This is a genomic window from Duffyella sp. Ts4 (assembly GCF_051851875.1).
GTDB classification, from domain to species: Bacteria; Pseudomonadota; Gammaproteobacteria; order Enterobacterales; family Enterobacteriaceae; genus Duffyella; species Duffyella gerundensis.
Genome location: NZ_JBLYPN010000002.1, coordinates 23,007 through 44,459, shown reverse-complemented (window position 1 = coordinate 44,459; position 21,453 = coordinate 23,007). Strand labels below are relative to the sequence as shown.

At 56.2% G+C, this 21,453-nt stretch carries 22 protein-coding genes; 14 read left to right on the top strand and 8 right to left on the bottom strand.

Annotated elements, in window-relative coordinates; translation table 11 throughout:
- The first annotated feature begins 102 nt into the window (after positions 1 to 102).
- From cydD to infA, 4 genes are all read left to right on the top strand, one after another.
- Positions 103 to 1,863, top strand: coding sequence for a heme ABC transporter permease/ATP-binding protein CydD (gene cydD, locus ACJY2L_RS03140; RefSeq protein ID WP_439212901.1), 1,761 nt, complete (start codon positions 103 to 105; stop codon positions 1,861 to 1,863).
- Positions 1,860 to 3,587: a heme ABC transporter ATP-binding protein/permease CydC gene (cydC, locus tag ACJY2L_RS03135; RefSeq protein ID WP_439212900.1), complete on the top strand. Its 1,728-nt coding sequence runs from the start codon at positions 1,860 to 1,862 to the stop codon at positions 3,585 to 3,587. The genes cydD and cydC overlap by 4 nt, the downstream gene beginning before the upstream one ends.
- A gap of 33 nt (positions 3,588 to 3,620) precedes the next feature.
- Positions 3,621 to 4,313 (top strand): leucyl/phenylalanyl-tRNA--protein transferase, encoded by a 693-nt coding sequence (gene aat, locus ACJY2L_RS03130; RefSeq protein WP_067429168.1) that lies wholly within the window; start codon positions 3,621 to 3,623, stop codon positions 4,311 to 4,313.
- A gap of 352 nt (positions 4,314 to 4,665) precedes the next feature.
- The gene (gene infA, locus ACJY2L_RS03125; RefSeq protein ID WP_002211347.1) at positions 4,666 to 4,884 is read left to right on the top strand and encodes a translation initiation factor IF-1; all 219 of its coding nucleotides are present in this window, start codon (positions 4,666 to 4,668) and stop codon (positions 4,882 to 4,884) included.
- Between the two features lie 94 nt (positions 4,885 to 4,978).
- On the opposite strand, the gene clpA is transcribed toward infA, so the two are convergent.
- Both clpA and clpS read right to left on the bottom strand, forming a co-directional pair.
- The gene (gene clpA / locus ACJY2L_RS03120) at positions 4,979 to 7,255 is read right to left on the bottom strand and encodes an ATP-dependent Clp protease ATP-binding subunit ClpA (RefSeq protein WP_067429165.1); all 2,277 of its coding nucleotides are present in this window, start codon (positions 7,253 to 7,255) and stop codon (positions 4,979 to 4,981) included.
- Between the two features lie 53 nt (positions 7,256 to 7,308).
- Entirely contained in the window at positions 7,309 to 7,629 is a 321-nt protein-coding gene (gene clpS / locus ACJY2L_RS03115) for an ATP-dependent Clp protease adapter ClpS (protein ID WP_067429162.1), read from the bottom strand.
- Between the two features lie 315 nt (positions 7,630 to 7,944).
- Here clpS and cspD point away from each other — a divergent pair, with 315 nt between their 5' ends.
- From cspD to ltaE, 4 genes are all read left to right on the top strand, one after another.
- Positions 7,945 to 8,166 (top strand): cold shock-like protein CspD, encoded by a 222-nt coding sequence (cspD, locus tag ACJY2L_RS03110; protein WP_067429160.1) that lies wholly within the window; start codon positions 7,945 to 7,947, stop codon positions 8,164 to 8,166.
- A 305-nt stretch (positions 8,167 to 8,471) separates the two neighbouring features.
- Complete coding sequence (locus ACJY2L_RS03105) at positions 8,472 to 9,371, top strand: lysine exporter LysO family protein (protein WP_439212899.1); 900 nt, start codon at positions 8,472 to 8,474, stop codon at positions 9,369 to 9,371.
- Positions 9,372 to 9,480: 109 nt separating this feature from the next.
- Positions 9,481 to 11,202, top strand: a complete 1,722-nt coding sequence (gene poxB / locus ACJY2L_RS03100) for a ubiquinone-dependent pyruvate dehydrogenase (RefSeq protein ID WP_439212898.1) — start codon at positions 9,481 to 9,483, stop codon at positions 11,200 to 11,202.
- 55 nt (positions 11,203 to 11,257) lie between these two features.
- Positions 11,258 to 12,259, top strand: a complete 1,002-nt coding sequence (ltaE, locus tag ACJY2L_RS03095; protein ID WP_439212897.1) for a low-specificity L-threonine aldolase — start codon at positions 11,258 to 11,260, stop codon at positions 12,257 to 12,259.
- Between the two features lie 13 nt (positions 12,260 to 12,272).
- Here the strand turns inward: ltaE and ACJY2L_RS03090 are convergent, their stop codons facing one another.
- Positions 12,273 to 13,100, bottom strand: coding sequence for an N-acetylmuramoyl-L-alanine amidase (locus ACJY2L_RS03090; RefSeq protein ID WP_067429151.1), 828 nt, complete (start codon positions 13,098 to 13,100; stop codon positions 12,273 to 12,275).
- On the bottom strand, positions 13,100 to 13,420 hold the full coding sequence (locus ACJY2L_RS03085; RefSeq protein WP_067429148.1) for a heavy metal-binding domain-containing protein: 321 nt from the start codon (positions 13,418 to 13,420) through the stop codon (positions 13,100 to 13,102). Before ACJY2L_RS03085 ends, ACJY2L_RS03090 begins: the two co-directional genes overlap by 1 nt.
- A gap of 112 nt (positions 13,421 to 13,532) precedes the next feature.
- Between ACJY2L_RS03085 and ACJY2L_RS03080 the strand changes: the two genes are divergently transcribed.
- The 6 genes from ACJY2L_RS03080 to ACJY2L_RS03055 all read left to right on the top strand — a co-directional run bounded on the left by ACJY2L_RS03080 (position 13,533) and on the right by ACJY2L_RS03055 (position 17,913).
- A complete protein-coding gene (locus tag ACJY2L_RS03080; protein ID WP_067429145.1) occupies positions 13,533 to 14,057 on the top strand; it encodes a lipoprotein in 525 nt (174 codons plus the stop codon).
- A gap of 171 nt (positions 14,058 to 14,228) precedes the next feature.
- On the top strand, positions 14,229 to 14,957 hold the full coding sequence (artP, locus tag ACJY2L_RS03075) for an arginine ABC transporter ATP-binding protein ArtP (RefSeq protein WP_187488149.1): 729 nt from the start codon (positions 14,229 to 14,231) through the stop codon (positions 14,955 to 14,957).
- Positions 14,958 to 14,971: 14 nt separating this feature from the next.
- Complete coding sequence (gene artJ / locus ACJY2L_RS03070) at positions 14,972 to 15,703, top strand: arginine ABC transporter substrate-binding protein (RefSeq protein WP_067429134.1); 732 nt, start codon at positions 14,972 to 14,974, stop codon at positions 15,701 to 15,703.
- 4 nt (positions 15,704 to 15,707) lie between these two features.
- Complete coding sequence (artQ, locus tag ACJY2L_RS03065; protein ID WP_439212896.1) at positions 15,708 to 16,424, top strand: arginine ABC transporter permease ArtQ; 717 nt, start codon at positions 15,708 to 15,710, stop codon at positions 16,422 to 16,424.
- Entirely contained in the window at positions 16,424 to 17,092 is a 669-nt protein-coding gene (artM, locus tag ACJY2L_RS03060; RefSeq protein ID WP_439212895.1) for an arginine ABC transporter permease ArtM, read from the top strand. The genes artQ and artM overlap by 1 nt, the downstream gene beginning before the upstream one ends.
- A gap of 89 nt (positions 17,093 to 17,181) precedes the next feature.
- A complete protein-coding gene (locus tag ACJY2L_RS03055) occupies positions 17,182 to 17,913 on the top strand; it encodes an arginine ABC transporter substrate-binding protein (RefSeq protein WP_439212894.1) in 732 nt (243 codons plus the stop codon).
- Positions 17,914 to 17,941: 28 nt separating this feature from the next.
- Here the strand turns inward: ACJY2L_RS03055 and rlmC are convergent, their stop codons facing one another.
- The 4 genes from rlmC to potH form a co-directional block, all read right to left on the bottom strand.
- Complete coding sequence (gene rlmC, locus ACJY2L_RS03050; RefSeq protein ID WP_439213099.1) at positions 17,942 to 19,099, bottom strand: 23S rRNA (uracil(747)-C(5))-methyltransferase RlmC; 1,158 nt, start codon at positions 19,097 to 19,099, stop codon at positions 17,942 to 17,944.
- Positions 19,100 to 19,117: 18 nt separating this feature from the next.
- Positions 19,118 to 19,579, bottom strand: coding sequence for a YbjO family protein (locus ACJY2L_RS03045; RefSeq protein WP_187488147.1), 462 nt, complete (start codon positions 19,577 to 19,579; stop codon positions 19,118 to 19,120).
- A gap of 65 nt (positions 19,580 to 19,644) precedes the next feature.
- Positions 19,645 to 20,487, bottom strand: a complete 843-nt coding sequence (gene potI / locus ACJY2L_RS03040; protein WP_187486400.1) for a putrescine ABC transporter permease PotI — start codon at positions 20,485 to 20,487, stop codon at positions 19,645 to 19,647.
- Positions 20,484 to 21,440, bottom strand: coding sequence for a putrescine ABC transporter permease PotH (gene potH / locus ACJY2L_RS03035; RefSeq protein ID WP_439212893.1), 957 nt, complete (start codon positions 21,438 to 21,440; stop codon positions 20,484 to 20,486). Before potH ends, potI begins: the two co-directional genes overlap by 4 nt.
- Between the last annotated feature and the right edge of the window lie 13 nt (positions 21,441 to 21,453).

Below are 21,453 nucleotides of genomic sequence, written 5' to 3'. Positions count from 1 at the left end.
GCGACGCTTATGCAGTCGCCTTTTTTATTGTCTCCGTGATACATTTTTCGGCATCCTGAGTGGCGCTTTTGCGAGTGCCATCGCCTTTGTAGACGGTCAACGATGAATAAAACGCGTCAACAGTTTCTCAGCCGCTGGCTGCGCCAGCAGCGTTCGCATGGTCAACGCTGGCTTCATGTCTGCTCGTTGCTTGGCGCGCTGGCAGCGGTGATGATCGTACTGCAAGCCTGGACGCTCGCTTCGCTGTTGCAGGCACTGATTCAGCACAACGCCGACCGCCACGATCTGCTCCTCCTGTTTATCGCTCTCTTCGGCTGCTTTGTGCTGCGCGCTGCGGTTAATTTTCTGCGTGAACGCGCCGGGTTTATGGCTGGCCTGGCGATTCGTCGTGCGCTACGTCAGCAGGTATTGAACAGGCTACAGCAGTCAGGTCCGGCCTGGATCCAGGGCAAACCGGCGGGTAGTTGGTCGAGCCTGCTCCTGGAGCAAATTGAGGACATGCAGGATTATTACGCGCGCTACCTGCCACAGATGACGCTGGCGCTGCTGATTCCACTGGTTATTCTTTTAACAGTCCTGCCGATAAACTGGGCCGCCGCGCTGATTCTGTTTGCCACAGCGCCGTTGATTCCGCTGTTTATGGCGCTGGTTGGACTTGGCGCTGCTGATGCTAACCGCCGTAACTTTGCTGCCCTTGCGCGTCTCAGCGGCGACTTTCTTGACCGTTTGCGCGGGCTCGATACGCTGCGGCTGTTTCATCGTGGCGAGGCGGAAAAACAGCATATTGGCCAGGCAACAGAAGATTTTCGTCTGCGCACGATGGAAGTGCTGCGCCTGGCCTTTCTTTCTTCGGCGGTACTGGAGTTTTTCGCCTCGCTGGCGATTGCCATTGTGGCGGTCTATTTTGGCTTCTCCTATCTCGGCGAGTTGAACTTCGGTCACTACAATAGTGGCGTCACGCTGTTCGCCGGATTTCTGGTGCTGGTGCTGGCACCGGAATTCTTTCAACCATTGCGCGATTTGGGCACCTTTTATCATGCCAAAGCGCAGGCGGTGGGTGCGGCCGACGTACTTGAACAGTTTCTCTCACAGGATCATCCCGCGCCTCATCAGGGCACTAACCTGCCCGCTGCTACCGTCTTGAATATTGAGGCCTGCGATTTGGTGATCTGTTCGCCAGCCGGTACGCTGCTGGCCGGGCCGCTGACGTTTAGCCTGCCGCCAGGCAGGCGCGTGGCTGTGGTTGGGCAAAGCGGCGCGGGCAAAACCTCATTGATCAATGCACTGCTCGGCTTTCTTCCCTATCAGGGCTCGTTACGCATTGGCGGCATTGAACTTCGCGAACTTGCTCCCACGCAATGGCATCAATGCCTTAGCTGGGTTGGCCAGAATCCGCAACTGCCTGCCACAACGCTGGGTGAAAATCTGCTACCTGCAGGCGCAGAGACTGAACGCCTGCCTGCGGTTATCGCTGCCTGTGGTATCGATGAGTTTTTGCCACTGTTGCCGCAGGGCCTGGAAACCGAAGTGGGCGAACATGCTCTGCGTCTCTCGGTAGGTCAGGCACAGCGGGTGGCCGTTGCCAGAGCGCTCATGAAACCTTCTGCCTTGCTGCTGCTGGATGAGCCGGGCGCCAGCCTGGATGCGCACCACCATCAGCGTATTACGGAGGCGTTGATTAACGCGTCTTATCAGCAGACCACGCTGATGGTGACGCACCGAATGTCTGAACTGGCGGCGTGGGATGAAATCTGGGTGATGCGCGACGGAAAAATCATTCAGCAAGGCAGTTGGGATGCATTGCATCACCTGCCCGGCCCGCTATTTTCTCTGTTGCAACAGCGCAAGGAGACGGAACGATGAAAGCATTGCTGCCATTTTTTCGCCTGTGGCGTCGGCAATTCTGGCTGCTCAGTCTCGGTGTGGTGCTTGCGCTGTTGACCCTGCTGGCCAGCATCGGACTGCTCACGTTGTCGGGCTGGTTTCTCGCCGCCTCTTCGCTGGCGGGCGCAGCGGGCTTAACCACTTTCAACTATATGCTTCCTGCAGCGGGCGTGCGCGGCACGGCGATTGTGCGTACCGCGTCGCGCTATTTTGAACGACTGGTCAGCCACGATGCGACATTCCGGGTACTGCGTTTTTTGCGCGTGCATACCTTCAGTGCCCTGCTGCCGCTGGCGCCTGCCGGGCTGATGAGATTTCGTCAGGGTGAGCTGCTTAACCGTTTTGTTGCGGATGTCGATACGCTGGATCATCTTTACCTGCGCATTATCTCGCCGCTGATCAGCGCGGTGATCGTGACGCTGGTGGTCGCTCTGGGTTTAGGCTATCTCGACCTGAAGCTCGGGTTGCTGGTCGGTAGCATTATGCTGTTGACGCTATGCCTGTTACCGCTGCTTTTTTATCGGCTGGGCCAGCCTGGCGGACACGCCATCAGTGTGCTGCGCGGCGTCTGGCGCGATCGCCTGACCGGCTGGCTGCAGGCGCAGGCTGAACTGCAAATTTTCGGCATGGCAGCATTATGGCGCCAGCGACTGGATGAGACAGAAGAACAATGGCAGCAGGCACAGCGTCGTCAGACTACGCTGGCGGCCTGTTCACAGGCGTTGCTGACGATCATCACCGGCGCCAGTGTGGTGTCCGTACTCTGGCTGGCGGCAGCGGGCGTAGACGATCACGCTCAGCCAAGCGCCCTGCTGGCTTTAGTGGTGTTTTGCACGCTGGCAGCTTTTGAGGCGCTGGGCCCGCTGGCCACCGCGTTTTTGCATCTCAGCCAGGTCACCCGCGCTGCAGAGCGCATTACCGATATCATTGAGCAACCGCCGACGGTGCGTTTTCCAGAAACCTCATCGGTGCTCACGGCGGCTTCAATTGACCTGCAGGCGGTGACCTTTAGCTATCCGGGCAGCGCGCAGCCAGCGGTCGACGCGGTGGATTTACATTTGCGTGCAGGTGAGAAAGTGGCGTTGCTGGGTTACACCGGCTGTGGCAAATCCACGCTGCTGAACCTGCTCACGCGGGCATGGGATCCGCAACAGGGCACCATCCTGCTAAGCGGAGTCCCATTACAAAACTGGAGTGAAGCGGCGCTGCGGGCAACCCTCACCGTGGTAACGCAACGGGTGCATCTGTTTAATCAAACGCTGCGTGAGAATCTACAAATCGCCTGCGCCTCCGCCTCTGATGACAGCATGATTGATGCTCTACGCCAAACCGGGCTGGAGAAATTGCTGCTCGACCCGCACGGGCTGGATGCCTGGCTGGGTGAAGGCGGCAGAGACCTTTCCGGTGGTGAACGTCGTCGGTTGGGCATTGCACGTGCACTATTGCACAACGGCCCGATTTGGTTGCTGGATGAGCCAACCGAAGGCCTCGATGCCGAGACGGAAAAGCAGATTCTGGCGCTGCTCCAGCGCCTGAGCCGTGATAAAACTGTGATTATGGTGACGCACCGACTGCAGGGCCTGCAGCATATGGATCGCATCTGCCTGATGGCAGAAGGCCGAATCGTTGAACAGGGCAGCCATCTGGAACTGCTCTCAAAAGCGAGTCACTACCGCGCTTTTCACCAGCCGTTTACGCTATAGTCTTAGCCTGCAATTTGATGAGAAGAGAGTGTGATGAGACTGGTTCAGCTTTCCCGTGAATCATTGAATTTCCCCCCGCCGTCGATGGCGCTGCGTGAACCTAATGGCCTGCTGGCGATGGGCGGCGATCTCTCGCCTGCCCGCCTGCTCAATGCTTATCACAACGGCATTTTTCCGTGGTTCTCGCCTGGCGACCCTATTTTGTGGTGGTCACCCGATCCCCGCGCCGTGCTGGATCCCGCCACCTTTCATCTCAGTCGCAGCATGAAACGATTTCATCGCCATTCGCCTTATCAGGTGACACTTAATCACGACTTTGACGCGGTGGTTGCTGGCTGTGCCAGCGATCGCAACGAAGGCACCTGGATTACCAATGAGGTCAGGCGCGCATGGAGCCGTCTGTTTGCTATGCAGCAGGCGCACTCCATCGAAGTGTGGGCAGAGGGCGAACTGGTTGGCGGTATGTACGGTCTGGCGCTGGGACAAATATTTTGCGGCGAATCGATGTTCAGCCGCCAGGAGAACGCTTCCAAAACCGCACTGCTGGTTTTTTGTCAGCACTTTATGCGCTATCACGGCAAATTGATCGATTGCCAGGTGCTGAATGCACACACCGCATCGCTGGGCGCGGTGGATATCAGCCGCGCAGCCTATCTGGAGCAGCTGGACGAACTGGCGAATCAACCTGTTGATCCCGCTTGTTGGCAGTCACAACGCCTTTTTTAAGGCGTTGAAACGATGTTTTGCACACAACTTCCGGCAAAAGTGATACAATTCCAGCGTTTGGTATGTCGTCCGCTTTTCGCGTATGCGAATCCGGAATTACCAGGCTGAGAATCTTTACGCACTTCAATACTGTTGCAAACGTGCACATGGAGGCGTTTGATGCAGATTCCTGGCCCGAAATTCTCCCGCTGACGTCCCATAACCATAACACCTCATTCTGAGCTTTGTGCTTGCGTCATTGCGTCAGGCACAGCGAAGCGTTGGTGAAATCACCAACAATTCTTTACATAATTCTTTGAATTGGGCATTATCTTGCCGGTTCAAAACAATGGTAGTCCACCCAGAGGATTCGATGGCCAAAGAAGACAACATTGAAATGCAGGGTACCGTACTTGATACGTTGCCTAACACCATGTTCCGCGTTGAATTGGAAAACGGGCACGTGGTAACCGCTCATATCTCCGGTAAAATGCGCAAAAACTACATCCGCATCCTGACGGGCGACAAAGTCACAGTTGAGCTGACCCCGTACGACCTGAGCAAAGGCCGCATTGTCTTCCGTAGTCGTTAGTTTGCAGCTTAGTTTCGCCAGCGTTTGATGCAAACAGGGCGATAAAAAAAGGCCGGATATATTATCCGGCCTTTTTGCATTCAGACATCAGTGATTAATGCACCGTGCCTTCCGTTTTGTTTTTTGTCGCGCTCATGAAGTGATAGGTGAGCTGGTTTTTCTCTTTGTCGAGAGCAACCGACACCGATCCTCCATCCACCAGCGAGCCGAACAGCAGCTCGTTCGCCAGCGGTTTCTTCAGGTTTTCCTGCACGGCACGCGCCATTGGTCGCGCACCCATCGCTTTGTCATACCCTTTCTCAGCCAGCCAGTCGCGCGCTTCGTCACTGACTTCCAGCGACACGCCTTTGGCATCAAGTTGGGCCTGCAATTCGACAATAAACTTGTCTACCACCTGATGAATAACCTCAGGTGAAAGGTGGTTAAACCACATAATATTGTCGAGGCGGTTACGAAACTCTGGGGTAAAGATCTTTTTGATCTCTTCCATCGCGTCAGTGCTGTTGTCCTGTTGAATCAGGCCAATCGACTTGCGCTCGGTTTCGCGTACGCCAGCGTTGGTGGTCATGACAAATACCACGTTGCGGAAATCTGCTTTGCGTCCATTGTTATCGGTCAGCATACCGTTGTCCATTACCTGCAGTAGCAGGTTAAAGACATCCGGGTGCGCTTTTTCAATCTCATCCAGCAGCACGACCGCGTGCGGATGTTTGATAACGGCGTCAGTTAACAAACCGCCTTGATCAAAGCCTACATAACCTGGAGGCGCACCGATCAACCGGCTCACGGTGTGGCGCTCCATGTATTCCGACATATCAAAACGCAGCAGCTCAATGCCCAGCGCTTTTGCCAGCTGAACCGTCACTTCAGTTTTCCCGACACCGGTTGGACCGGCAAACAGGAAAGAACCCACCGGTTTGCGATCCTGGCCAAGACCTGCACGGCTCATTTTGATCGCTTCAGTCAGCACTTCGATAGCGTCATCCTGTCCGAACACCAACATTTTCAGGCGCTCGCCCAAATTTTTCAGCGTATCGCGGTCGGTTGCCGACACGCTCTGTTCCGGAATACGCGCAATACGGGCCACCACAGATTCGATATCAGCCACGTTGACCGTTTTCTTGCGCTTGCTGGCCGGCATCAGACGGCTACGCGCGCCCGCTTCATCAATAACGTCAATGGCCTTATCGGGCAGATGACGATCGTTGATGTACTTCACGGCGAGCTCAACCGCCGCCCGTACCGCTTTCGCGGTGTAGCGAACGTCATGGTGCGCTTCATACTTCGGCTTCAGGCCGTTGAGAATCTGAACGGTTTCTTCAACGCTAGGCTCAGTCACATCAATTTTCTGGAAACGACGCGCCAGGGCGCGATCTTTTTCAAAGATATTGCTGAATTCCTGATAGGTCGTGGAACCCATTACCCGAATCCTGCCGCTGCTCAGCAATGGCTTGATCAGGTTAGCAGCATCGACCTGTCCACCAGAGGCGGCACCGGCACCGATGATAGTGTGAATCTCATCGATAAACAGGATGCTACTGGTGTCCTGCTCCAGCTGCTTCAGCAGCGCTTTAAAACGCTTCTCAAAGTCACCACGGTATTTTGTTCCTGCCAGCAGTGAACCGATATCCAGCGAATAGATGGTGCAATCTTTGATCACTTCCGGCACGTCGCCCTGCACAATACGCCAGGCGAGTCCTTCGGCGATCGCCGTTTTACCGACGCCCGATTCACCCACTAACAGCGGATTGTTTTTACGGCGGCGACAAAGAACCTGGATAGTACGTTCCAGCTCTTTATCCCTGCCGATAAGCGGATCGATACCGCCGACGCGAGCAAGCTGGTTGAGATTGGTGGTGAAGTTTTCCATACGTTCCTCCCCGCCTGCCTGCTCTTCGTTTACCGGATTTTCTGCGCCTGGCGCCTGGCCCGGTTCATCTTTACGCGTGCCGTGTGAAATAAAGTTCACGACGTCAAGACGGCTAACTTCATGTTTGCGCAGCAGATAAGCTGCCTGCGATTCCTGTTCGCTGAAAATTGCCACCAGCACGTTTGCGCCGGAGACTTCGCTGCGACCCGATGACTGGACATGGAACACCGCACGCTGCAGAACGCGCTGGAAGCTGAGCGTAGGTTGTGTGTCACGCTCCTCTTCGCTGACGGGCAGCACCGGTGTGGTTTGTTCGATGAAGGCTTCAAGTTCCTGCCGAAGAGCGACAATATCCACCGTACAGGCTTCCAATGCCTCTCTGGCCGACGGGTTACTGAGCAGTGCCAGCAACAAATGCTCGACGGTCATAAATTCATGACGGTGCTCACGCGCTCTGGCGAAAGCCATATTTAAACTGAGTTCCAGTTCTTGATTGAGCATTAGGCACCTCCCCCAATTATAGTCTGACAATCATTCCCGATATGGGGATAACCTCAGGCTTTTTCCAGCGTGCACAGCAACGGATGCTCATTTTCCTTCGCGTATTGATTCACCATTGCCACTTTTGTCTCTGCGACTTCAGCGGTAAATACACCGCAAATGGCCTTTCCCTGGTAGTGCACTCTAAGCATCAGTTGCGTTGCACGTTCAATATCATAAGAAAAGAACTTTTGCAGAACGTCAATAACAAATTCCATAGGCGTATAATCGTCATTGTTCAGTATAACTTTATACATTGAAGGTGGCTTAAGCCCTTCGCGCAGTTTGTCATCTGCAAGATGTTCAAAATTAAGCCAGTCGTTAGTGTTTGCCATGAAAATTCCGTTGCTGTTCTGCGTGACGAGCAGGAGGCGTCACCTCACTGCTTCAAGTTTAACACGTGCTTCAGGACCTGGGCCGCGTGTGGAAAGATGTACAAAAATAGTTAGCGCGACCCCCATCACAAAATTTGCAATAGCGTTAACCGCTTCAAATTTTAAAGATTTTCCTGCCGCCTTCCCTGCCCGATTGCTTGACGCCCCGTAGGGTTTCTCTACATTCTACAGGCACAGCTGTTTGAGATTTGAGCAATCAGCTCACAGCATGTTACCTCACCTACCGAATACAATGTCTTGCGAGGGATCCAGAGCATGGAGACGGGTACAGTTAAATGGTTCAATAACGCCAAGGGCTTCGGCTTTATCTGCCCAGGTGATGGCGGCGAGGATATTTTCGCGCACTACTCCACGATTCAAATGGAAGGATACAGAACCCTGAAAGCCGGGCAGCATGTCCAGTTTGATGTTCATCCGGGACCCAAAGGCAACCATGCCAGCGTTATTGTTCCCGTCGAGTTACAGGCTACCGCCTGACTCTGGCTATTCTGTACAACCCCGTTGAAAAATGCCAGCCATCGCCGCTGGCATTTTTATTTTTTCCACCCGACGCTTTTTCACAACGTTAACGCCGAACTGCCTGCTCGCCTGCGCTTTTTCGCCCGTCAGCTGCATGAAAAACAGACGCTATAGTAGCGTGCCAAACGCAATCATATTTAACGGCTGGTGCCACCGGCTTAGTCGTGATGCAGGGCACAAAAAGTTTATTCTGTGAGCAGGGTTTACGCTGCGATCGTTTTTGGATAGCGTGTCCGTTACTTTTTCACGGACGAGCGCGATTCATGTATTCCGGCCTGTTAATTATCCTTATTCCTCTGATTCTTGGTTATTTACTGCCTTTACGTCGCCCGGCGATACTGGGCATGGTCAATCGTCTGCTCAGCGGCATGGTTTACGTCATTCTTTTTTTTATGGGCATCAGCCTCGCCTTTCTCGATAACCTCAGCAGCAACCTGTTGGCGATTTTTCACGTTGCCCTGGTTAGCGTGGTCGCTATTCTGATCTGCAATCTGCTGGCGTTGCGGCTGCTGGAGAAAAAAATGCCGTGGCGGCATGCGCACAAGCAGCAGGCGTTGCCGTCGCGGCTGAATATGGCGCTCGACTCACTGAAGCTGTGCGGCGTGGTGGTAGCGGGCTTTCTGCCTGGCTTGACCCACTGGTCACCGCTGACCCATGCCGGTGAAGCCAGCGAATATGCGTTGATCTTTCTGCTGTTTCTGGTGGGTATGCAGCTGCGCGGTAGCGGCATGACGGTTCGACAAATTGTGCTTAATCGGCGTGGCACAATTGTGGCGGCGACGGTCTGCGTGAGCGCGCTGGCAGGCGGAGCCATTGCTGCGCTGCTGCTCGGATTACCGATTCACACCGGCCTGGCGCTGGCGAGCGGCTTCGGCTGGTACTCGCTGTCCGGCATTCTGATGACCGAATCCTTCGGCCCGGTAATTGGCAGCGCGGCCTTTTTCAACGATCTGCTGCGTGAACTGATCGCCATCATGCTGATTCCTGGCTTAATTTCGCAACATCGCTCCAGCGCGCTGGGATTATGTGGCGCCACCTCAATGGACTTCACCCTGCCGGTGCTGCAGCGCTCAGGCGGCAATGAAATTGTTCCCGCCGCGATTGTGCATGGCTTTTTACTGAGCCTGCTGGCACCGGTACTCATCGCCCTGTTTGTTTCCTGAATGTGATCGGGCGCACTTTTCGCCGCCCGATCCTCTTTCGCTCAGCTATGCTTTTTTCACTGTCATTACCGGCCACGGATGTGGGCCATACAGCTGAAAGGAGCTAATCATGAAAAATACCGTTGCGGCGCTGGTTGCGAAGACACTGGAAAACGCCGGCGTGAAACGGATTTGGGGCGTTACCGGCGACTCCCTCAACGGCTTGAGCGACAGCCTGAATCGCATGGGCACCATTGAGTGGATGCCAACGCGCCATGAAGAGGTTGCGGCCTTTGCCGCCGGTGCCGAAGCGCATATTACCGGCGAGCTGGCGGTGTGTGCCGGCTCTTGCGGGCCAGGTAACCTACATCTGATCAACGGCCTGTTCGATTGCCACCGCAATCAGGTGCCGGTGCTGGCTATCGCAGCGCACATTCCTTCCAGCGAAATTGGCAGCGGTTACTTCCAGGAAACGCATCCGCAGGAGCTGTTTCGTGAATGCAGCCATTACTGCGAGCTGGTTTCCAGCGCCGAACAGTTGCCTCAGGTGCTCGGCATCGCCATGCGTAAAGCGATCCTTAACCGTGGCGTTTCCGTGGTGGTGTTACCCGGCGATGTTGCGCTGCAGCTGGCACCGGAACACGCTTCTGCCGAGTGGTATCCTCCGCAGGCCCCGCTGATCATCCCGCGTCACGAGGAGCTGGAAAAACTGGCGGCGGCGCTGAATGAGGCGAGCAACGTCACGCTGATGTGCGGCAGCGGCTGTGCCGGTGCGCATGCGGAAGTGATTGAACTGGCCGCCACGCTGAAAGCGCCGGTGGTGCATGCGCTGCGCGGCAAAGAACACATTGAATATGATAATCCCTATAGCGTTGGCATGACCGGCCTGATCGGCTTTTCATCCGGTTTTCAGGCGATGATGAATGCCGATACGCTGATCCTGCTGGGTACGCAATTCCCCTACCGCGCGTTTTATCCGCAGTCGGCAAAAATCATTCAAATCGACATTAACCCAGGCAGTATCGGTTCGCACTGCCACGTCGATATGGCGCTGGTTGGAGATGTGAAATCGACCCTCAGCGCGCTGTTACCGAAGCTCAGTAATAAAGCGGACAGTCATCATCTTGAGAGCGCGCTGAAACATTACCGCGACGCGCGAAAAGATCTCGACGATCTCGCCACCGCCAACGATAAGCAGGCGATCCATCCACAGTATGTTGCCCAGCAAATCAGCCGCTACGCCAACGACGACGCCATTTTCACCTGTGATGTCGGTACACCAACCGTTTGGGCGGCGCGTTATTTGGAGATGAACGGCAAACGGCGTCTGCTCGGTTCGTTCAACCACGGTTCAATGGCCAATGCGATGCCGCAGGCGCTGGGAGCGCAGGCCATCGACCGCGACCGTCAGGTTATCGCCCTGTGCGGTGACGGCGGCTTTAGCATGCTGATGGGCGATTTTATTACCGTCGCTCAACTCAAGCTGCCGGTTAAGCTGGTGATCTTCAACAACAGCGTGCTCGGCTTTGTAGCGATGGAGATGAAAGCAGGCGGCTATCTGACTGACGGCACTGAACTGCACAATCCTGACTTCTCGGCGATTGCCGCGGCGTGTGGCGTGAAAGGCATTCGCGTCGAAAAAGCCTCCGACCTCGATGGCGCACTGCAGGAAGCCTTCGCGCACGACGGTCCGGTACTGGTGGATGTCATCACCGCGACCGATGAGCTGGCCATGCCACCGCAAATAAAACTGGAACAGGCCAAAGGTTTCAGCCTTTATATGTTGCGCGCGATCATGAATGGACGCGGCGATGAGGTGGTTGAACTGGCGAAAACCAACTGGCTGCGGTAAAACAATCTCAGGCGAATACGGGCACTGCGGTGCCCTTTTTTACAGGGAGCAAAACGTGATCGATTTACGCAGCGATACAGTGACCCGGCCCGGCAGCGCAATGCTCAGCAGCATGATGAAAGCTGAAACAGGCGATGATGTGTATGGCGACGATCCCACCGTCAACCAGCTTCAGGACACCCTGGCGGAAATGAGCGGTAAGCAGGCGGCGCTGTTTTTCCCCACCGGCACGCAGGCCAATCTGGTCGCGCTGCTGTGCCACTGCCAGCGCGGCGATGAATATATTGTGGGCCAGCTGGCGCACAATTATAAGTATGAAGGGGGCGGTGCGGCGGTGTTGGGCAGTATCCAACCGCAACCAATCCTGGCGGCCGATGACGGCACTTTGCCGCTGGATGTCGTGGCACAGTTCATCAAACCCAACGATATTCACTTTGCCCACACTACCCTGCTCAGTCTGGAAAACACCCACAACGGCAAAGTGTTACCGCTGGATTATCTGCAACAGGCAATGGCCTTCACCCGTGAGCACAAACTGGCGCTGCACGTGGACGGTGCGCGCATCTTTAATGCCGTGGTGGCGCAAGGCGTCACGCTGGAAACGCTGACCCGCCATTGCGATACCCTGTCGATCTGCCTGTCCAAAGGGCTGGGCACGCCGGTGGGTTCTGTGCTCTGCGGCGATCGTGACTACATTGAGCAGGCGAAGCGCTGGCGCAAAATGACCGGTGGCGGCATGCGTCAGGCGGGAATTCTGGCAGCGGCGGGTCTGTACGCGTTACAGCATAACGTTGAACGTCTACAGGTCGATCACGATAATGCTGCCTGGCTGGCAGCGGCGCTGCGTGATATTGGCGTGCAGGTGACCAGTCAGAACACCAACATGGTGTTTGCGGCGATACCTGCCGAACAGGCTGAGCCGCTGCGCCTGTGGATGAAGGCGCGCGGCATTGCGCTGTTTACGGGTCAGCGCACGCGCCTGGTGACGCACATTGACGTCGATCGTCAGGCGCTGGAAACCGTGGTGCGCGAGTGGCGCGCATTTCTCGCCGCCTGATCTTCAGGCGAGGCTATTCCGCCTCGCCATATTTCTCCAGTAGCGCTTCGGCGATAGCGAGCGTTTCCGCATCGGCAATGCCGCGATAATCCGCTGGCCGAAAATGCATCTGAAAAGCCGCGATGACTTTTTGCTGCTGTCGCGCAGTGAGCGTTTCCGGTAATCCATAGCCATAGCGCGCCAGCGCGTTTAGCAGCCGCTGCGTCAAAGCTGGATCGTCGTCACGGATACCCTGTCGCAATGCGGCGACCCGTTCAGCGGCCGGCCAGGCACCCAGTCCAAGGCTGGCTAACGGCTGCCAGGGAAACAGCGGTCCCGGATCCTGTTTGCGCTGTGGCGCAACATCGCTGTGCCCAACAATATTGACCGGCAAGATGCCGTAACGCTGCACGATATCGCGCAGCAGCGGCGTCAGCGCGGCTATCTGCTGAGGCGTATAAGGCTGCCACACCAGGCCGCCTGGCGTGCGGCGATAGCCAGGATTGACCAGCTCAATGCCGATTGACGTATCGTTGAGCCGTGTTGCGCCGCGCCAGAAGCTTGGCCCGGCGTGCCATGCCAGCTGCGATTCCGGCACCAGCTGCCAGACGGCGGGTTGGCCTCGCCAGCGGCTGGGATGCGCCGGAATCAAATAATGCGCACTGACCTCACGATCGGTTAGCGTCGCCAGCGAACTCGGTAAATCTTCAGCGGTATAATGTAAAACAACCACTTTAACGCGTGGCCGGGCACCCAGCGCCGGGTGAGTTTTGTCCACCGCATAGCCGTCACGCGCTTCATAATGGCCGTTCTGACAGCCTGCCAACGCGAACAGCGCCAGCAGTAAACACCGGATGCGCATCAGCGGGTTTTGACCGCCGTGCCGCTAACGCTGACCATCAGCATACTGCTGTCTTTGCCAACGGTTTCGTAATCGATATCAATGCCAACCACCGCATTGGCACCCAGCGCGCTGGCCTGAGCTTCCAGCTCCGCAAAGGCGATCTGGCGGGCTTTACGCAGCTCTTTTTCATAGGCGCCCGATCGGCCGCCAACAATGTCGCGAATGCCGGCAAAAAAGTCGCGAAAAATATTGGCACCGAGAATCGCTTCGCCAGTGACGACACCGCAATACTCAGTGATCGGTTGACCTTCCAGCGTGGGGGTGGTGGAAAACTGCATTATTCGCTCCCTAATTTGACGTTGAGCACGACTTTAGCCCGTGCGGCTTAGAACCATGGCTATACTTTATGCTAAAAAACCCGCTTTGCCAGATAACAACAAGGAAATAGTGATGAAAAACATTGCGTTCGCTGCGCTGATTCCCGCGGCGCTGCTGCTTAGCGCCTGCACCACCGTTGAGCCGGTTTACAAAGATAACGGCCCGCGTTTTGGCAGCTGCGTTGAAGGCGGCCCGGACAGCGTCGCACAGCAGTTTTACGATCTGCGCACCGCTCAGCCGACGCAGGGGCTGCCCAACGCCCAGCTACTGGCGAAATATCGCCCTTATCTGAGCGACAAACTTTATCAGTCACTGGTAAAAGCTAACGGTGAGCAGAACGCGCGTTATCAGGGCGATCTCTTCTCCAGCGTGGCCGCCGGACCAACCGAAGCCAGCGTTGCCGATGCCTCATCCATTCCCAATCGTGATGCACGCAATATTCCGCTGCGCGTCAGCCTAAGCCGTGACGATAAGCAATGGCAGGATGAAGTGCTGATGGTGCATGAAGGCAACTGCTGGGCAGTAGACGATGTGCGCTATGCGGCCAGCGCGCCTCACGCTGACGGCGGCTCGCTGAGCGAGATGTTGAGAAAATAACTGATATGGCGCATCGCTTAATGATGCGCCTGCTAGCCGCCCGCTCCGCATCACGTTGTGCTACGATTCAGTTATCCTGCTTATCATTAATAAATTTTAACGCAGCTGAATTGCATAACTATGCTGTTGACGTTAAGATTTGCCGCATCAATTGCTATTCACTTTTGGCGCATGAGTATTCAACTAAACGGCATTAATTGTTTCTATGGCCCGCATCAGGCGCTGTTCGATATCGATCTGAACTGCCCGGAAGGCGAAACGCTGGTATTGCTGGGCCCAAGCGGCGCAGGCAAGAGTTCATTGCTGCGCGTGCTTAACCTGCTTGAGGCACCGCGCTCGGGCACCCTGTCGATCGCTGGCACCCATTTTGACTTCAGCAAACGCCCTTCTGAAGCAGCGATTCGTGCGCTGCGGCAGAATGTCGGCATGGTCTTTCAGCAATACAATCTCTGGCCGCACCTTACCGTTATGCAAAACCTGACGGAAGCGCCCTGCCGTGTGCTGGGCCTGAGCAAAGATCAGGCGCGTGCCCGTGCTGAAAAACTGCTGGACCGCCTGCGTCTGACGCCTTATAGCGATCGTTTCCCGCTGCACCTTTCCGGCGGTCAACAGCAGCGCGTGGCCATTGCCCGTGCGCTGATGATGGAGCCGCAGGTACTGCTGTTTGATGAGCCTACCGCCGCGCTCGATCCTGAAATTACCGCCCAAATTGTTGCCATTATTCGTGAGCTGGCGCAAACCCGCATTACGCAGGTGATTGTTACCCATGAAGTGGAAGTGGCCCGTAAAACCGCCAGTCGCGTGGTCTATATGGAAAACGGCCACATCGTGGAACAGGGTGACGCCAGCCGATTTACACAGCCGCAAACCGACGCGTTTGCTCATTATCTTTCGCACTAACGCAGGATTCTCTAATGAAAAAAATCATTCTTGCCGCGCTGATTGCCGGCTGCAGCCTGAGCGCAACCGCTGCGCAGACCATCCGATTCGCGACGGAAGCGTCCTATCCTCCGTTTGAGTTCGTTGATGCCAACAACAAGATTCAGGGCTTTGATGTCGATCTGGCTAACGCGCTGTGTAAAGAGATCGACGCCACCTGCACCTTTACGAATCAGGCGTTCGACAGCCTGATCCCCAGCCTGAAATTCCGCCGCTTCGACGCGGTAATGGCAGGCATGGATATCACGCCGGATCGCGAGAAGCAGGTACTGTTCAGCAAGCCTTATTACGATAATTCAGCGCTGTTCGTCGCGCAAAAAGGCAAAGTTGCTGATATCGCCGCGCTGAAAGGCAAACGCGTTGGCGTGCAGAACGGCACCACGCATCAAAAGTACCTTGGCGATCGTCACAGTGAGATCACCACTGTGCCTTACGACAGCTATCAAAATGCCGTGCTCGACCTGAAAAATGGCCGTATCGATGCGGTATTTGGCGATACGGCGGTGGTGAACGAATGGCTGAAGCAAAACGCTAATCTGGCAGCGGTCGGCGATAAAGTCACTGACAAAGCCTACTTCGGCACCGGCCTCGGCATTGCGGTTCGCCAGGGTAACAGCGCCCTGCAGAGCCAGTTCAATACCGCGCTGGATAAGATCAAAGCCGATGGCACCTACAAAACCATCTACAGCAAATGGTTTCAGCAATAATTAAATGAATGAGATCATGCCTCTCGCAAGCGCCGCCGGGATGACCGTCGGCCTTGCCCTTTCCGCTCTGGTGGTTGGCCTGGTGCTGGCGATGATTTTCGCTGCCTGGGAATCAGCACGCTGGCGCCCGGTTGCCTGGCTCGGCACGGGCCTGGTGACGCTGTTTCGCGGCCTGCCAGAAATTCTCGTGGTGCTGTTTATCTACTTCGGCGCCTCGCAGTTGCTGTTGCTGCTCTCCGACGGCTTTACGCTGAATTTTGGCCTGTTTCAGCTGCCGATTCAGGTCAACATCGAAAATTTCGACGTCAGTCCGTTTCTGTGCGGCGTAATCGCGCTGGCCATTCTGTATGCTTCTTACGCTTCGCAAACTCTGCGCGGCGCGCTGCGTGCCGTGCCACAGGGCCAGTGGGAATCGGGGCAGGCGCTGGGCATGAAGAAAAGCGCCATTTTTTTCCGGCTGATCCTGCCACAGATGTGGCGTCATGCGCTGCCCGGCCTGGGTAATCAGTGGCTGGTATTGCTGAAGGATACCGCGCTGGTGTCGCTGATCAGCGTAAACGATCTGATGCTGCAAACCCGCAGCATTGCCACACGCACGCAGGAGCCGTTCAACTGGTTTCTGATCGCCGCGGCAATCTATCTGGTGATTACGCTGCTGAGCCAGGCGGTGCTGCGACGCATTGAACTGCGCACCACCCGTTTTGAGCGAGGTGACAGCTGATGCTCGCCTACTTACCTGAATTAATGAAAGGCCTGCAAACCAGCCTGACGCTCACCCTGGCTTCACTGATTGCCGCGCTGGTGCTGTCGCTGCTGTTTACCGTGGTGCTGGCGCTGAAGGTGCCGGTGGTCAGTCAGCTGACCAGGGGCTATATCACTCTGTTTACCGGCACGCCGCTGCTGGTGCAGATCTTCCTGATCTACTACGGTCCCGGCCAGTTTCCGTCTATCCAGAACATTCCCTGGCTGTGGCATCTGCTGTCGCAGCCCTGGCTCTGTGCGCTGCTGGCGCTCTCGCTAAACAGTGCTGCCTACACCACACAGCTGTTTTACGGCGCGGTGAAAGCGATTCCTGCTGGCCAGTGGCAGTCGTGCGCGGCGCTGGGGATGAATCGCAATGATACGCTGCGTATCTTGTTGCCCTATGCCTTTAAACGCGCGCTCTCTTCCTATTCGAATGAAGTGGTGCTGGTGTTTAAAAGCACCTCGCTGGCCTACACCATCACGCTGATGGAAGTGATGGGCCACGGCCAGCTGCTATATGGCCGCACCTATGATGTGATGGTGTTCGCCGCCGCCGGACTGATTTATCTCTGCGTGAACGGCCTGCTGACCTTAATGATGCGGCTGATCGAGCGACGCGCGCTGGCGTTTGAACGGCGTAACTGATTTACGGTGCAGGGTTTCCGCCCTGCCCGCCTGCTGACTTTTTCGCGGCCTGCACCTGCGCACGGCGCATAACTTATGGAGCAATATTGATGAACAGATGGATCCTGGCTGCCGTGCTGGCAACCGCCACGTTAACTGCCCACGCTGCTGACAACATTCGCTTTGCCTCATCCGCGACTTACCCGCCGTTCGAGTCGCTGGACAGCAATAATCAGGTAGTGGGTTTTGATATCGATTTAGCGAAAGCGCTGTGCAAAAAGATGCAGGCTGACTGTACCTTTACCAATAACGCGTTTGACAGTCTGATCCCGTCGCTGAAGTTTCGCCGTTTTGATGCGGTGATCTCCGGTATGGATATCACCGCAGAGCGCAGCAAGCAGGTGGCGTTTACCCAGCCTTACTACGCTAATTCCGCGGTAGTGATCGCCCGCAGTAAAAACTTCACGCAACAGGATCAGCTGGCAGGCAAGCGTATCGGCATGGAAAATGGCACCACGCATCAGAAATACCTGCTGGAGAAACATCCTGACGTGGTGGCCGTGGCCTATGACAGCTATCAGAACGCCATTCTGGATTTGAAAAATAATCGGCTGGATGGCGTATTTGGCGATACCGCGGTGGTTAATCAGTGGCTGAAAACCAATCCTGAGCTGCATACCGTGGGTGAACACATTACCGATCCCGCCTATTTTGGCACTGGTTTAGGCATCGCCGTGCGTCTGGATAATCACGCGCTGCTGGAAAAACTCAACGCTGCCCTGAACGCCGCCAAAGCTGACGGCACCCTGCAGCGCATCAACGATAAGTGGTTCCCGCAGTAAGCCCTCCTTCAGGGCCGCCAGGCGGCCCTTAGCTTTTCCGCTCCAGCAGTGTCAGCACTTCGTAGTGCGCGGTATGGGGAAACATGTCGAACAGCTGCACCCGCTGCACCGCGTAATCCGGCAAACGGGCGATATCGTCCGCCATGCTGCGTGCATTGCAGCTCGAGTAGAGGATCCACGGCGGCGCCATCTCGCTGAGCCACTGACACAGCGTTTCACCAATGCCACGCCGTGGCGGATTGACCAGCACCAGCTGTGGCGCGCTGTCATTGCCGGTGGCAAACTGCGTCGAATCCAGCGCGGCAAAGTTCACCTGGTGTAATCCCATCGCCTGCGCCGACTGCTGTGCGCAGGCGATCGCTTCAGCGCTGATCTCTATGCCGGTCAACCGCATCTGCGGGGTTGCGCAATGCAGGCCAAAACCGCCTACCCCACAAAAAAGATCCCACATGCTCTCAACCGGCAGCGCCCGCACCCACTCGCGTGCAGTTTGATAAAGCTGCGCAGCCACCGGCGCGTTGGTCTGGAAAAAACTCTGCGGGCGGATCGACAGCGGCACATCGTTCAGCTGTTCCGCCAGAGCGTGCTGCGCGGTGAGAAAGATCTCCTCTTTGCCTTCGAGAATCGCCATCGGTACCGGCTGAATATTGGCAGTGATCACCTTAAGCTGCGGCAGCTCCGCCTGTAGCCATGGCAGCGCCGCCTGCAGCTGAGTCAGCTTCTGTTCTGAGCGCAGCACAAAGCGCAGCATCAGTTCGCCGCGCGTGCTTTCGGTGAGCAAGACGAATTTCAGTTCGCCACGGCGGCGCGCAACGTGATAAGGCGTCAGCCCGGCACGGGCAATAAATGGGATCAGGGCAGCAAAAACGGTGCGGAAACTCGCAGGATAGAGCGGGCAGTCGGTTAAATCCACCGCTTCGCCGTCGGCGTGCAACAGCCCAAGCACCGGGCGCTCAACGCTGCCGCTGACCACCATTTTCGCTTTGTTGCGAAACGCCTGTTGCGCGGAGAGCACCGGTGCGCGCCACTCGGCGACCGGGTGATCGGCCAGCAGCTGTTGCAGCAGCGATTGTTTGTCGTCGATCTGTTGCGAATAGGATTTTTCCAGCCACTGACATGAGCGACAGCGGTTGGCGTCATAAAGCGCGCAGTGCATGTTAAACCTGTGTTGAGTGTTCTGAAGCAGCGCGCGATTATAGCACCATCAGTGACGGAAATATTGCCGACTGCTGGCGGGCACAAACAGCAATATCAGCACCAACAGATCGGGCAGCTTTTGCAGCAGCACGCGATGGACGATCTCCGCATCGTTCTCACCGCTGATGCTGAAAATCTCCGGATACACCCAGCCCAGCGACGCTACCACCATGTAGCTCAGCACGATCGCCTGAGTCAGTGCGTAGCCCCAGCGGCCTCGATTTGCGCCGCGCATCAACATAAACGCACAGCGCAGCTCGATGCAAAACAGCAGCTGGCTGGCGATAAAGATCAGCGTGGAATCCCACGCCTGCGCGCTGCGATGCACAAAAGAGGCGATCTCCTGAAAGCCCAGCTCATGGAACAGCATGGCGACGCCCAGCGTACGCGTCGCCAGAATCGCGATTCCCGCGATCATTACCGGCACCGGCGCATCATGCAGCGGCGCGGTTTTAAAGGTTTCAGACATGGTGCAACTCCGTAAAAAGGGCCGACAAAGCGGCCCTTTCCGAATAGTGGCAAACTTTATGCATTTCAGCCACGTTTTGCTTTCTGAATATCGCGTATTCGCTTCTTCTCTTCGTGCGCCATCAGGCGCCAGGCGATAAAGCCAACGATGCCCACCACCAGCAAAATCAGCGACGCCAGCGCATTAATCTCCGGGTTCACCCCGCGACGCACGGTGGCAAAAATCGCCATCGGCAGCGTGGTGGCGCCCGGTCCGGTGACAAAACTGGCAATCACCAGATCGTCCAGCGACAGGGTAAAGGCCAGCAGCCAGCCGGTGACCAGCGCCGGAGCGATCATCGGTACGGTAATCACAAAGAAGACCTTCAGCGGCGCGGCGCCTAAATCCATCGCCGCTTCTTCGATTGAGCGATCGAGTTCGCGCAAACGGGCGTTAATCACCACCGCCACGTAGGCGGTACAAAAGGTGACATGCGCCAGCCAAATGGTCAGCATACCGCGATCGGCGGGCCAGCCAAGCGCGTGCGCCATCGCCACAAACAGCAGCAGTAGCGATAGACCGGTTATCACATCCGGCATCACCAGCGGCGCCGTCAGCATAAATGCAAAGCCGGTATGACCGCGAAAGCGACCAAAGCGCACGATGATCACCGCTGCAATGGTGCCGAGCACCACCGCCATGGTGGCCGCCAGCGCGGCGATGGTCAGGCTGAGCGTAACCGCGCTGATCATCGCGCTGTCCTGAAACAGCACGCGATACCAGTGCAGCGACCAGCTTTCCCATACGGTTACCAGCTGCGAGCTGTTAAAGGAGTAGACCACCAGCAGCACCATCGGCGCATAGAGAAACAGAAAGCCCACCAGCAAAATGACGCGGCGCCACGGGGATCGAACGGCGGGTAAACTCATGCTTTCTCCCCCAGCTGTTTGTTTTGATGTTTATGAAACCAGATAATCGGCAGAATCAGAATCAGCAGAATAATCACCGCCAGCGACGAGGCCACCGGCCAGTCACGGTTGTTAAAGAACTCCTGCCAGAGAATTCGGCCAATCATGATGCTGTCCGGGCCGCCAAGCAGTTCAGGAATAACGTATTCGCCCACCGCCGGAATAAACACCAGCATCGAACCGGCAATAATGCCGCCTTTGGTCAGCGGCACGATAACGCTGAAAAAAGTCTTCAGCGGTCGGGCACCCAGATCCAGCGACGCTTCCACCAGAGAATAATCGATACGCGTCAACGCGGTGTAGATCGGCAGCACCATAAACGGCAGATAACAGTAGACAATGCCGATGTAGACCGCCGTGTTGGTATAGAGGATTACCAACGGATGGTCGATGACGCCCAGCCACAGCAGAAAACGGTTGAGAATGCCGTTGTTGTTCAGCAAGCCCATCCAGGCGTAGACGCGAACCAGAAACGATGTCCAGGAAGGCAGCAGCACCAGCAACAGCAGAATGCTGCGCATTGACGGTTTGCTGTGCGCCACCGCCCACGCCAGCGGATAACCGATCAGCAGGCAGATTACCGTGGAGATCGCCGCCACTTTCAGCGACTGTAAGTAAGCATCAATGTAGAGCGGATCGTCGGTAAGCTGCAGATAGTTGGCGAAGTTAAGCACCAGGCTGAACTGATCGTCGGCCCAGCTAATCAGATCGGTGTAAGGCGGAATCGCCCGGGCAATATCCGCAAAGCTGATTTTCAGCACGATCAGAAACGGCAGCAGGAAAAACAGCGTTAGCCAGAGATAAGGCAGCGCAATCACCAGTTTACGGCTGTGCTGCATTTTCATGCGGGCAACCCAGCGTTTTAGCGCGCCGGGACGCGGCGGCGGATGGCCGCCGTCAGAATAGTGGCTCATGATCTTCTCCTGC